Annotated in this window: 13 protein-coding genes; all 13 read left to right on the forward strand. The window is 41.1% G+C overall.

Annotation, left to right across the window (positions count from 1 at the left end):
* Positions 1-28: 28 nt before the first annotated feature.
* The 13 genes from rpoC (at position 29) to rplV (ending at position 12,277) form a co-directional block, all read left to right on the forward strand.
* Entirely contained in the window at positions 29-3,622 is a 3,594-nt protein-coding gene (gene rpoC / locus LJY09_RS00640; protein WP_013081369.1) for a DNA-directed RNA polymerase subunit beta', read from the forward strand.
* Positions 3,623-3,753: 131 nt separating this feature from the next.
* A complete protein-coding gene (locus LJY09_RS00645; protein WP_013054921.1) occupies positions 3,754-4,002 on the forward strand; it encodes a 50S ribosomal protein L7ae-like protein in 249 nt (82 codons plus the stop codon).
* 99 nt (positions 4,003-4,101) lie between these two features.
* A complete protein-coding gene (gene rpsL, locus LJY09_RS00650; RefSeq protein ID WP_013054922.1) occupies positions 4,102-4,524 on the forward strand; it encodes a 30S ribosomal protein S12 in 423 nt (140 codons plus the stop codon).
* 50 nt (positions 4,525-4,574) lie between these two features.
* On the forward strand, positions 4,575-5,045 hold the full coding sequence (gene rpsG / locus LJY09_RS00655) for a 30S ribosomal protein S7 (RefSeq protein ID WP_013054923.1): 471 nt from the start codon (positions 4,575-4,577) through the stop codon (positions 5,043-5,045).
* A 57-nt stretch (positions 5,046-5,102) separates the two neighbouring features.
* A complete protein-coding gene (fusA, locus tag LJY09_RS00660; protein WP_028412663.1) occupies positions 5,103-7,181 on the forward strand; it encodes an elongation factor G in 2,079 nt (692 codons plus the stop codon).
* A gap of 116 nt (positions 7,182-7,297) precedes the next feature.
* Positions 7,298-8,488 (forward strand): elongation factor Tu, encoded by a 1,191-nt coding sequence (tuf, locus tag LJY09_RS00665; RefSeq protein WP_013081371.1) that lies wholly within the window; start codon positions 7,298-7,300, stop codon positions 8,486-8,488.
* Positions 8,489-8,803: 315 nt separating this feature from the next.
* A complete protein-coding gene (gene rpsJ / locus LJY09_RS00670; protein WP_013054926.1) occupies positions 8,804-9,112 on the forward strand; it encodes a 30S ribosomal protein S10 in 309 nt (102 codons plus the stop codon).
* Positions 9,113-9,153: 41 nt separating this feature from the next.
* Complete coding sequence (rplC, locus tag LJY09_RS00675; RefSeq protein WP_013054927.1) at positions 9,154-9,783, forward strand: 50S ribosomal protein L3; 630 nt, start codon at positions 9,154-9,156, stop codon at positions 9,781-9,783.
* A 28-nt stretch (positions 9,784-9,811) separates the two neighbouring features.
* Positions 9,812-10,435, forward strand: a complete 624-nt coding sequence (gene rplD / locus LJY09_RS00680; protein ID WP_013081372.1) for a 50S ribosomal protein L4 — start codon at positions 9,812-9,814, stop codon at positions 10,433-10,435.
* Positions 10,435-10,722 carry a 50S ribosomal protein L23 gene (rplW, locus tag LJY09_RS00685; protein WP_028412664.1) on the forward strand — a complete coding sequence of 96 codons (288 nt, stop codon included), beginning with the start codon at positions 10,435-10,437 and terminating at the stop codon, positions 10,720-10,722. The genes rplD and rplW overlap by 1 nt, the downstream gene beginning before the upstream one ends.
* A gap of 27 nt (positions 10,723-10,749) precedes the next feature.
* Positions 10,750-11,580, forward strand: a complete 831-nt coding sequence (rplB, locus tag LJY09_RS00690; RefSeq protein WP_013081374.1) for a 50S ribosomal protein L2 — start codon at positions 10,750-10,752, stop codon at positions 11,578-11,580.
* Between the two features lie 57 nt (positions 11,581-11,637).
* Positions 11,638-11,916, forward strand: a complete 279-nt coding sequence (rpsS, locus tag LJY09_RS00695; RefSeq protein WP_013054931.1) for a 30S ribosomal protein S19 — start codon at positions 11,638-11,640, stop codon at positions 11,914-11,916.
* Between the two features lie 19 nt (positions 11,917-11,935).
* Positions 11,936-12,277 carry a 50S ribosomal protein L22 gene (rplV, locus tag LJY09_RS00700; protein ID WP_013054932.1) on the forward strand — a complete coding sequence of 114 codons (342 nt, stop codon included), beginning with the start codon at positions 11,936-11,938 and terminating at the stop codon, positions 12,275-12,277.

The raw sequence follows: 12,277 nt of genomic DNA on the forward strand, positions 1-12,277 counted from the left end.
CCTGTAGATTAAAAGGGAGGTAGGCTCCTTGCTAGATGTAAATAACTTTGAGTATATGAAAATCGGTCTAGCTTCGCCAGATAAAATTCGTTCTTGGTCGTACGGTGAGGTAAAAAAACCTGAAACGATCAACTATCGTACGTTAAAACCTGAAAAAGACGGCTTATTCTGTGAGCGTATTTTTGGTCCACAAAAGGACTGGGAATGTCACTGCGGAAAATATAAGCGCGTTCGTTATAAAGGTGTTGTATGTGATCGTTGTGGCGTAGAAGTTACGCGCGCAAAAGTTCGTCGTGAACGCATGGGTCACATCGAACTAGCTGCACCTGTTTCACATATTTGGTACTTCAAAGGTATTCCTAGCCGCATGGGACTTGTCTTAGACATGTCCCCTCGTGCGCTAGAGGAAATCATTTATTTTGCTTCTTATGTAGTAACAGATGCTGGTGATACACCACTTGAAAAGAAACAGCTTTTATCAGAGAAAGAATACCGTGCGTATCGTGAGAAGTACGGACAAACTTTCCATGCAGCAATGGGTGCTGAAGCTGTTAAAAAATTATTGCATGACATCGATCTTGATAAAGAAGTAGATGCTTTGAAAGAAGAATTGAAAACTGCTCAAGGTCAACGTCGTACACGTGCTATTAAACGTTTAGAGGTACTAGAGGCTTTCCGTCATTCTGGTAACGAACCTTCTTGGATGATTTTAGACGTTCTACCGGTTATTCCGCCAGAACTTCGTCCAATGGTTCAATTAGATGGTGGACGCTTTGCTACGTCTGATCTAAATGATTTATATCGCCGTGTAATTAACCGTAACAACCGCTTAAAGCGTTTATTAGACCTTGGAGCTCCTAGCATTATCGTTCAAAACGAAAAGCGTATGCTTCAAGAAGCTGTAGATGCATTAATCGATAATGGTCGTCGTGGCCGTCCGGTAACAGGACCAGGTAACCGTCCATTAAAATCTCTTTCTCACATGTTAAAAGGTAAGCAAGGTCGCTTCCGTCAAAACTTATTAGGTAAACGTGTTGACTACTCTGGCCGTTCGGTAATCGTTGTAGGTCCGAACTTAAAGATGTATCAATGTGGTCTTCCAAAAGAAATGGCGTTAGAGCTTTTCAAACCTTTCGTAATGAAAGAGCTTGTTGAACGCGGTTTAGCTCATAACATCAAGAGTGCAAAACGTAAAATTGAACGTGTGCAACCTGAAGTATGGGACGTATTAGAATCGGTTATTAAAGAGCATCCAGTTCTTTTAAACCGTGCACCAACGCTACACAGACTAGGTATTCAAGCATTTGAACCTACGCTTGTAGAAGGTCGCGCTATTCGTCTTCATCCGCTTGTATGTACAGCATATAACGCTGACTTTGACGGTGACCAAATGGCGGTTCACGTTCCATTATCTGCGGAAGCACAAGCAGAAGCACGTATCTTAATGCTTGCTGCTCAAAATATCTTGAACCCTAAAGATGGTAAACCAGTTGTTACACCTTCACAGGATATGGTATTAGGTAACTACTACTTAACGCTTGAGCGTGAAGAGGCAGTTGGAGAAGGTATGGTGTTCAAGGATACAAATGAAGCACTATTAGCGTACCAAAACGGTTATGTGCATCTTCATACACGTGTAGGTGTGTATGCAGGTTCTTTAAACAACGAAACGTTTACAGAAGCACAAAATCAACAGTTGCTTGTTACAACGGTTGGTAAATTAGTTTTCAACGAAATTTTACCAAAATCGTTCCCATACATTAACGAACCAACAAGAGAAAACTTAGAAGTGAAAACTCCTGAGAAGTACTTTGTTGAAAAAGGTGCAGATGTGAAGGAATTCATCAAGAATCAACCGGCTATCGCACCGTTTAAGAAAAAAATCTTAGGTAATATTATCGCTGAAGTATTTAAACGTTTCAAAATTACTGAGACTTCTAAAATGCTTGACCGTATGAAAGACCTAGGTTTCAAATATTCTACTAAAGCTGGTATTACAGTTGGTGTAGCTGATATCGTGGTTTTAGGAGAAAAAGAAGTTATCTTAACAGAAGCGCAAGCTAAAGTAGATAACGTACTAAAACAATTCCGTCGCGGTTTAATTACTGAAGATGAGCGTTATGAGCGTGTTATCTCTGTATGGAGTAGCGCGAAAGACGTTATCCAAGGTAAATTAATGGCGTCATTAGACAAACGCAACCCAATCTTCATGATGAGTGACTCTGGTGCCCGTGGTAACGCATCTAACTTCACTCAGCTTGCAGGTATGCGTGGACTAATGGCCAACCCGTCCGGTCGTATCATTGAGTTACCAATCAAATCTAGTTTCCGTGAAGGTTTAACAGTATTAGAGTACTTTATCTCTACCCATGGTGCACGTAAAGGTCTTGCCGATACGGCTCTTAAAACAGCTGACTCAGGTTACCTTACTCGTCGTCTGGTTGACGTGGCACAAGACGTTATCGTACGTGATGACGACTGTGGTACAGACCGCGGTATTCTGGCTGTTGCAATCAAAGAAGGAACAGAAGAAATTGAGAAACTTGATGAGCGTCTAATTGGACGTTATGCAAGAAAAACACTACTTCACCCAGGAACAAACGAAGTGTTAGTGAAAGAAAACGAACTAATTACAGAAGACCTAGCTGAAACAATTGTGGATGCTGGTGTTGAAGAAGTATGGATTCGTTCTGCATTCACATGTAACACTCGCCACGGTGTATGTAAAAAATGTTACGGTCGTAACCTTGCAACTGGTTCAGAAGTTGAAGTGGGTGAGGCAGTTGGTATCATCGCTGCTCAATCTATCGGTGAGCCAGGTACACAGTTAACGATGCGTACATTCCATACAGGTGGGGTTGCTGGAGACGATATCACTCAAGGTTTACCGCGTATCCAAGAGATTTTCGAAGCGCGTAACCCTAAAGGTCAAGCCGTTATTTCTGAAATTGAAGGTACAATTGCCGGCATTTCTGAAGGACGCGATCGTCAGCACGAAATTACTGTTCAAGGAGAGATTGAAACTCGTTCTTACACAGCTCCGTACAGTGCACGCCTGAAAGTTATTGAAGGACAGCGCATTGCACGTGGTCAAGAATTAACGGAAGGTTCAATTGATCCTAAAGAATTACTAAAAGTAAAAGACATCACGGCTGTACAAGAGTACTTGCTTCGTGAGGTGCAAAAAGTATACCGTATGCAAGGGGTAGAAATTGGAGATAAACACGTAGAGGTAATGGTTCGCCAAATGCTTCGTAAAGTGCGTGTAATGGATTCAGGAGATACAGATGTATTACCAGGTTCATTACTTGATATTCACCAATTCACTGATGCAAATGAAAAAGTATTACTTGAAGGCAATCGTCCAGCGACAGGCCGTCCTGTATTACTTGGTATTACAAAAGCATCTCTTGAAACTGATTCCTTCTTATCTGCTGCGTCATTCCAAGAAACAACGCGTGTTCTTACGGATGCTGCAATCAAAGGAAAACGTGATGAGTTGCTTGGACTTAAAGAGAATGTTATCATTGGTAAGCTAGTTCCGGCTGGTACAGGTATGACGAGATATCGTAATGCTGAACCGATCAAAAACCAAGCTGAAGAAACGGTAACAATCGACTAATTATAAAATCATTACTCTAGAATGGATGTTTTTTTAAAAAACTACGAAACGTTAGTTGACATCCATTCTAGGGAATGATACTATATCAAAGGTGCTCCTATAAACTACCTGTTACTTTGGAGGATATGATAATGTCTTATGAAAAAGTATTACAGGCTGATCATATTATTGTAGGAACAAAGCAGACGGTGAAAGCATTAAAAAAAGGTACAGTAAAGGAAGTCATCATTGCTGAAGACGCTGATTTTTATGTCACATCCATTGTGGCAAAAACGGCACAGCAAGAAAACGTTCCGTATACGTATGTCCCTTCTATGCGAAAGCTTGGTCAAGCTTGTAGGATAGAAGTTAACGCTGCAACTGTTGCAATTATTAGTTAACACGTTTTTGAACTTTTAGTTTCAAAGACTTTGTTTTTTGCTAAAAAATGAACCACCTGGATGTGTGGTCTTACAAAAGGCGAAAGGAGGAAAAATTAAATGCCTACTATTAACCAATTAATCCGTAATGGTCGTGTGAGTAAAGGTAAAAAATCTGACTCACCTGCTTTAAACAGAGGTTACAACAGCTTCAAGAAAGCTCAAACTAACCAATCTTCTCCACAAAAACGTGGTGTATGTACACGTGTGGGTACTATGACACCGAAGAAACCGAACTCGGCTCTTCGTAAATATGCTCGTGTACGTTTAACAAACGGTATCGAGGTAACAGCTTATATCCCAGGTATTGGTCACAACTTACAAGAACACAGCGTGGTACTTATCCGCGGTGGACGTGTAAAAGATTTACCAGGGGTACGTTACCATATCGTACGTGGTGCACTTGATACTGCTGGTGTGGATGGCCGTATGCAAGGTCGTTCTAAATATGGTACTAAGCGACCAAAAGCAGCTAAAAAATAATAGCTTAACAATTAATAGATAAACTTTTAAAAGTGAAAGGAGGAAGTAGAATGCCACGTAAGGGACCTGTTGCAAAAAGAGACGTATTACCAGATCCGATTTACAATTCTAAGCTTGTATCTCGCTTAATCAACAAAATGATGCTTGATGGAAAGCGCGGTAAGTCACAAGCTATTCTTTATAGAGCATTCGATTTAGTACAAGAGCGCAGTGGTAAAGAAGCTATGGAAGTATTCGACCAAGCTCTTAAAAACATCATGCCTGTACTAGAAGTTAGAGCACGCCGTGTAGGGGGTTCTAACTACCAAGTTCCTGTAGAAGTACGTCCAGAGCGTCGTACTACTTTAGGTCTTCGTTGGTTAGTAAACTATGCTCGTCTTCGTGGAGAAAAAACGATGGAAGAGCGTTTAGCTAACGAAATCCTTGACGCAGCTAACAACACTGGTGCTGCAGTTAAGAAACGTGAAGATACTCACAAAATGGCAGAAGCTAATAAAGCATTTGCTCATTACCGTTGGTAATCTTTTAACGAAACTTTTAAAAAAACAAATTATAATATGGAAGGAGAAATACCTAAGATGGCAAGAGAGTTCTCCTTAGAAAACACTCGTAATATTGGGATCATGGCTCACATTGATGCTGGTAAAACAACAACAACTGAGCGTGTTCTTTATTATACTGGCCGTATCCATAAAATTGGTGAAACTCATGAAGGAGCTTCACAAATGGACTGGATGGAGCAAGAGCAAGAACGTGGTATCACTATCACGTCTGCTGCGACAACTGCTTCTTGGAAAGGTCACCGCGTTAACATCATCGATACTCCTGGACACGTAGACTTCACTGTTGAAGTTGAGCGTTCATTACGTGTACTTGATGGCGCTGTGGCAGTTCTTGATGCTCAATCTGGTGTTGAGCCTCAAACAGAAACAGTATGGCGTCAGGCGACTACGTACGGTGTTCCCCGTGTCGTATTCGTTAACAAAATGGACAAAATTGGTGCTGACTTCTTGTACTCTGTAAAAACGATCCACGATCGTTTAGGTGCAAATGCTCACCCAATTCAGTTGCCAATCGGTGCTGAAGATGACTTCGAAGCAATCATTGACCTTGTGGAAATGAAAGCATACTTCTACGAAGATGACTTAGGTACTCGTTCAGAATCTCGTGAAATTCCTGAGGAATACAAAGAGCAAGCTGAAGAATACCGTGCAAGCCTAGTAGAAGCTGTTGCAGAACTTGACGAAGAATTAATGATGAAGTACTTAGACGAAGGCGAGCTTACAGTTGAAGAACTAAAAGCTGGTATCCGTAAAGGTACTTGTGACGTTGAATTCTACCCAGTTATCTGTGGTTCAGCATTCAAAAACAAAGGTGTACAATTAATGCTAGATGCGGTAATTGATTACCTACCATCTCCAGTTGATGTACCAGCAATCCAAGGTATCGTACCTGACACAGAAGAAGAAGTTACGCGTGAGTCTAGCGACAACGCTCCTTTCTCAGCATTAGCGTTCAAAGTTATGACGGACCCTTATGTTGGTAAATTAACGTTCTTCCGTGTGTACTCTGGTGTACTAAGCTCTGGTTCATACATCAAAAACTCTACAAAAGGTAAGCGTGAGCGTGTAGGTCGTATCCTACAAATGCATGCTAACTCTCGTGAAGAGATTTCTGAAGTATACGCTGGAGATATCGCGGCAGCTGTAGGATTAAAAGATACTTCTACTGGTGATACTCTATGTGACGAAAAGAGTCTTGTAATTCTTGAGTCTATGGAATTCCCAGAGCCAGTTATCTCTTTATCTGTTGAGCCAAAATCAAAAGCTGACCAAGATAAAATGACGACAGCTCTTCAAAAGTTACAAGAAGAAGATCCAACTTTCCGTGCGGAAACTAATACAGAGACTGGTCAAATCATCATCTCTGGTATGGGTGAGCTTCACCTTGATATCATCGTTGACCGTATGCGTCGCGAATTCAAAGTAGAAGCAAACGTTGGTGCTCCTCAAGTAGCTTACCGTGAAACTTTCCGCGCTGGTGCGAAAGTTGAAGGTAAATTCGCTCGTCAATCTGGTGGTCGTGGACAATTCGGTCACGTTTGGATTGAGTTCGAACCTAACGAAGAAGGAAAAGGCTTTGAATTTGAGAACAAAATCGTTGGTGGTGTAGTTCCACGTGAATACATCCCTGCAGTTCAAGCTGGTCTTGAAGATGCATTACAAAACGGTGTTCTTGCTGGTTATCCATTAATCGATATCAAAGCTGCTTTAGTTGATGGATCTTACCATGATGTTGACTCAAGTGAGATGGCGTTTAAAATTGCCGCTTCTATGGCTCTTAAAAACGCAGTATCAAAATGTAACCCAGCTATCCTTGAACCAATGATGAAGGTTGAAGTTGTTATCCCTGACGAATACTTAGGAGATATCATGGGTGACGTTACGTCTCGTCGTGGACGTGTAGAAGGTATGGAAGCACGCGGTAACGCTCAAGTTGTACGTGCATTCGTTCCACTTTCTGAAATGTTTGGTTATGCAACTGCATTACGTTCAAACACTCAAGGTCGCGGAACATATTCTATGCACTTCGATCACTACGAAGAAGTTCCTAAATCAATTTCAGAAGAAATTATTAAAAAAAATAAAGGTGAATAATTGATTTTCACTCTTTATTGAAGTATAACTACTTATGTACGCTGTGAAAGTGGAGCTCATTCCCTTTCACGGCCTCATAAAACATAAACTACATGAATTTTAAGGAGGATTTTCGAATGGCTAAGGAAAAATTCGACCGTTCAAAAACACATGCCAATATCGGTACAATTGGTCACGTTGACCATGGTAAAACAACTTTAACAGCTGCTATCACTACTGTTCTTGCTAAGAAAAGTGGTAAAGGTGCAGCAATGGCTTACGACATGATCGACGCTGCTCCAGAAGAGCGCGAGCGTGGAATCACAATCTCAACTGCACACGTTGAGTATGAAACTGACACTCGTCACTATGCACACGTTGACTGCCCAGGACATGCTGACTATGTTAAAAACATGATCACTGGTGCTGCTCAAATGGATGGCGGTATCTTAGTAGTATCTGCTGCTGATGGTCCAATGCCACAAACTCGTGAGCACATCCTTCTTTCTCGTCAAGTAGGTGTACCTTACCTAGTTGTATTCTTAAACAAATGTGACATGGTAGACGACGAAGAGCTACTTGAATTAGTAGAAATGGAAGTACGTGACCTTCTTTCTGAATACGACTTCCCTGGTGACGATGTACCAGTAATCAAAGGTTCTGCTCTTAAAGCTCTTGAAGGCGAAGCTGATTGGGAAGCTAAAATCATCGAGCTTATGGACGCTGTTGATGAGTACATCCCAACTCCAGAACGTGACACTGAAAAACCATTCATGATGCCAGTTGAGGACGTATTCTCAATCACTGGTCGTGGTACAGTTGCTACAGGTCGTGTAGAGCGTGGACAAGTTAAAGTTGGTGACGTTATCGACATCATCGGTTTAACTGAAGAGCCAAAATCTACTACTGTAACAGGTGTAGAAATGTTCCGTAAGCTTCTTGACTATGCTGAAGCTGGCGACAACATCGGTGCTTTACTTCGTGGTGTAGCACGTGAAGAAATCCAACGTGGACAAGTATTAGCTAAACCAGGCTCAATCACTCCACACACTAAATTTACTGCTGAAGTATACGTTCTTTCTAAAGACGAAGGTGGACGTCACACTCCATTCTTCACAAACTACCGTCCACAGTTCTACTTCCGTACAACTGATGTAACTGGTATTTGTAACTTACCTGAAGGCGTAGAAATGGTAATGCCTGGCGACAACATCGAAATGACTGTTGAACTTATCGCTCCAATCGCGATTGAAGAAGGTACTAAATTCTCAATCCGTGAAGGTGGACGTACAGTAGGCGCTGGCGTTGTAGCTAAAATCAGCGAGTAATTTCTCGTTTTAGTAAAGGGAGTAGGGTAACCTACTCCTTTTTTATTTGGTGATAAAAGGTAAAGATAGTTTTTACTATTACACTTGCAAAATGATCTCCTTTTATATATAATGAAAAAAGTGTGCGACACATAAAAAAGTTTTTTAACTTTATTGTTGCAATATGAACCCATTTTTAGTATAATAAAAATGTTGGTCTTTGACTGCGATGATGCGGAAGGTTGCCGACACACCCGGCCGCTTTGCCATGGCGAGTGTGGGGAAATTTCCGCGGAGAATGTCTATTGTAAAATAGGCGAAAAAGGAGGGAAAATAATGGCAAAAGAAAAAATTCGCATTCGTTTAAAAGCATATGATCACAGAATTCTTGATCAATCTGCTGAGAAAATCGTAGAAACTGCAAAACGTTCTGGTGCGGCTGTATCTGGTCCGATTCCATTACCGACTGAAAAATCAATTTATACAATTCTACGTGCAGTACACAAATATAAAGATTCTCGTGAGCAGTTCGAAATGCGCACGCATAAACGCTTAATTGATATCGTGAATCCAACACCACAAACTGTTGATTCATTAATGCGTTTAGACTTACCATCTGGTGTAGATATCGAAATTAAACTTTAATTTAAAATAAAGAATGAAAAGATACTTAGGAGGTGTGACTAATGGCCAAAGGAATCTTAGGAAGAAAGATCGGTATGACTCAAGTATTTGCTGAAAATGGTGACTTGATCCCAGTAACAGTAATTGAAGCTTCTGCTAACGTAGTTCTTCAAGTTAAAAACGCTGAGACAGACGGTTACGAAGCAATCCAATTAGGTTTCGAAGATATCCGTGAAAAACTATCTAACAAACCTGCAAAAGGACATGCTACTAAAGCTAATACTGCTCCTAAGCGCTTCATCCGTGAGTTACGCGGTGTGGACGCTTCAGCATATGAAGTTGGTCAAGAAGTCAAGGTTGATATTTTCGCAGAAGGCGATGTAATTGATGTAACAGGAATCTCAAAAGGTAAAGGTTTCCAAGGTGCTATTAAACGCCACGGACAATCTCGCGGACCTATGTCTCATGGTTCTCGCTACCACCGTCGCCCAGGTTCAATGGGTCCTGTAGCTCCAAACCGCGTATTTAAAGGTAAATTATTACCAGGACGCATGGGTGGAGAGCGCATCACTGTGCAAAACTTATCAATCGTTAAAGTTGACGCAGAACGCAATCTTTTATTAGTAAAAGGTAACGTGCCAGGAGCTAGAAAATCTCTAGTTACTGTTAAATCTGCAGTTAAATCTAAATAATAATTCTTCGAGAAAGGAGGAATAACCAATGCCAAAAGTAGCATTGTTTAACCAAAACGGTGAAAACGTTGGAGAGATCGAACTTCAAGATGCCGTTTTCGGTATCGAACCAAACAACAAAGTACTTTTCGACGCGATCGTAATGCAACGCGCATCTCAACGTCAAGGTACTTCTAAAGTTAAAAATCGTTCTGAAGTAAGAGGCGGTGGCCGTAAGCCATGGCGTCAAAAAGGTACTGGTCGTGCTCGTCAAGGATCTATCCGTTCTCCACAATGGCGTGGTGGTGGCGTAGTATTTGGTCCAGTTCCAAGAAGCTATAGCTACAAATTACCTAAAAAAGTTCGTCGTTTAGCAATTAAGTCTGCATTATCAACTAAAGCTCAAGATAACAGCATCGTTGTTCTTGAAGCTCTTTCTTTTGACGCTCCAAAAACAAAAGAAATGGTAGCAGTTCTTAAAAACCTAACAGTAGAACGCAAAGCATTAGTAGTAACTGCTGATCTTAACGAAAATGTTGCACTTTCAGCACGTAATATTCCTGGTGTAACAGTTGTTGCAGCTAATGGTTTAAGCGTATTAGACGTTATGAACCATGATAAGCTTGTAATCACTAAAGACGCAGTTGAAAAAGTAGAGGAGGTGCTTGCATAATGAAAGATCCTCGTGATATTATTAAGCGCCCCGTAATTACAGAACGTTCAACAGACTTAATGGCTGAGAAAAAATATACGTTTGATGTTGATGTAAAAGCTAATAAAACTGAGGTTAAAGATGCTATCGAAAAAATCTTTGACGTAAAAGTTGAAAAAGTAAACATCATGAACTACAAAGGTAAATTCAAGCGTGTAGGTCGCTACAGTGGTCTTACTAACCGTCGTCGTAAAGCGGTAGTAACACTAACTCAAGAGAGCAACGAAATCGAATTCTTCGAAGCTTAAGATTACTAGAGAAGGAGGGAAATTGAGATGGCGATTAAAAAGTATAAACCAACCTCAAATGGTCGTCGTGGTATGTCAGTTTCTGATTTCGCTGAAATTACTACTGACAAACCAGAAAAATCGTTACTTGCACCTGTCAAGAGAAAAGGTGGTCGTAACAACCAAGGTAAATTGACTGTTCGTCACCAAGGTGGTGGGCACAAGCGTCAATACCGTATCATCGATTTTAAACGCGATAAAGATGGAATACCTGGACGCGTTGCTACAATCGAATATGATCCAAACCGTTCAGCTAACATCGCATTAATTCATTATGCTGATGGTGAAAAACGTTACATCCTTGCTCCTAAAAACCTAAAAGTAGGTTTAGAAGTTATGTCAGGTCCTGAAGCTGACATTAAAGTAGGTAACGCGCTTCCTTTAGCTAACATCCCTGTTGGTACAGTAGTACACAACATCGAATTGAAACCTGGTAAAGGTGGACAATTAGTTCGTTCTGCAGGTACATCTGCTCAAGTACTTGGTAAAGAAGGTAAATACGTATTAGTACGTTTAACTTCTGGTGAAGTACGCATGATCCTTGCAACTTGTCGTGCAACTGTAGGTCAAGTTGGTAACGAACAACACGAGTTAATCAACATCGGTAAAGCCGGTCGTTCTCGTTGGTTAGGTATTCGTCCAACTGTACGTGGTTCTGTAATGAACCCTAACGATCACCCACACGGTGGTGGTGAAGGACGTTCTCCAATCGGACGTAAGTCTCCAATGAGTCCATGGGGTAAACCAACACTTGGTTACAAAACTCGTAAGAAGAAAAACAAATCCGATAAATTTATCGTTCGTCGTCGTAAAAAATAACGGGATTGAGCTACGGTTCAAACGAACCGTAGGACAATCACGAAGGGAGGTTCATTTATGGGTCGCAGCTTAAAGAAAGGACCTTTTGTAGATGACCATTTAATCAACAAAATTGAGAAGTTAAACGAAACTGACAGCAAGCAAGTAGTAAAAACTTGGTCTCGTCGTTCAACTATCTTCCCTCAGTTCATTGGTCATACAATTGCTGTATATGACGGTCGTAAACATGTACCAGTTTATGTTACTGAAGACATGGTAGGTCACAAACTTGGTGAATTCGCACCATCTCGTACTTACAAAGGTCACGCAAGTGATGATAAGAAAACAAGACGCTAATATGAGAGGAGGCTTTTAAATGCAAGCTAAAGCTGTCGCGAGAACAGTACGTATTGCTCCTCGTAAAGTTCGTTTAGTTGTAGATTTAATTCGAGGTAAGCAAGTGGGTGAAGCGCTAGCAGTGCTACTTCACACGCCAAAGGCTGCTTCTCCAGTCGTTGAGAAAGTATTAAAATCTGCTATTGCCAATGCAGAACACAATTATGAAATGGACGCTAACAATTTAGTTATTACTGACGCTTTTGTTAACGAAGGTCCAACTTTAAAACGTTTCCGTCCACGCGCTATGGGACGTGCAAGCCAAATTAACAAGCGCACAAGCCACATCACAATCGTGGTATCAGAAAAGAAGGAGGGATAA

Origin of the sequence: Priestia sp. J2, from assembly GCF_020790095.1 — a bacterium.
Taxonomy (GTDB): domain Bacteria; phylum Bacillota; class Bacilli; order Bacillales; family Bacillaceae_H; genus Priestia; species Priestia zanthoxyli.

Bases quoted from the DNA above. Each gene is read 5' to 3' on its own strand.
- LJY09_RS00645 (WP_013054921.1), top strand. From the start codon at position 3,754: ATGTCTTATGAAAAAGTATTACAGGCTGATCATATTATTGTAGGAACA.
- rpsL (WP_013054922.1), top strand. From the start codon at position 4,102: ATGCCTACTATTAACCAATTAATCCGTAATGGTCGTGTGAGTAAAGGT.
- rpsG (WP_013054923.1), top strand. From the start codon at position 4,575: ATGCCACGTAAGGGACCTGTTGCAAAAAGAGACGTATTACCAGATCCG.
- fusA (WP_028412663.1), top strand. From the start codon at position 5,103: ATGGCAAGAGAGTTCTCCTTAGAAAACACTCGTAATATTGGGATCATG.
- tuf (WP_013081371.1), top strand. From the start codon at position 7,298: ATGGCTAAGGAAAAATTCGACCGTTCAAAAACACATGCCAATATCGGT.
- rpsJ (WP_013054926.1), top strand. From the start codon at position 8,804: ATGGCAAAAGAAAAAATTCGCATTCGTTTAAAAGCATATGATCACAGA.
- rplC (WP_013054927.1), top strand. From the start codon at position 9,154: ATGGCCAAAGGAATCTTAGGAAGAAAGATCGGTATGACTCAAGTATTT.
- rplD (WP_013081372.1), top strand. From the start codon at position 9,812: ATGCCAAAAGTAGCATTGTTTAACCAAAACGGTGAAAACGTTGGAGAG.
- rplW (WP_028412664.1), top strand. From the start codon at position 10,435: ATGAAAGATCCTCGTGATATTATTAAGCGCCCCGTAATTACAGAACGT.
- rplB (WP_013081374.1), top strand. From the start codon at position 10,750: ATGGCGATTAAAAAGTATAAACCAACCTCAAATGGTCGTCGTGGTATG.
- rpsS (WP_013054931.1), top strand. From the start codon at position 11,638: ATGGGTCGCAGCTTAAAGAAAGGACCTTTTGTAGATGACCATTTAATC.
- rplV (WP_013054932.1), top strand. From the start codon at position 11,936: ATGCAAGCTAAAGCTGTCGCGAGAACAGTACGTATTGCTCCTCGTAAA.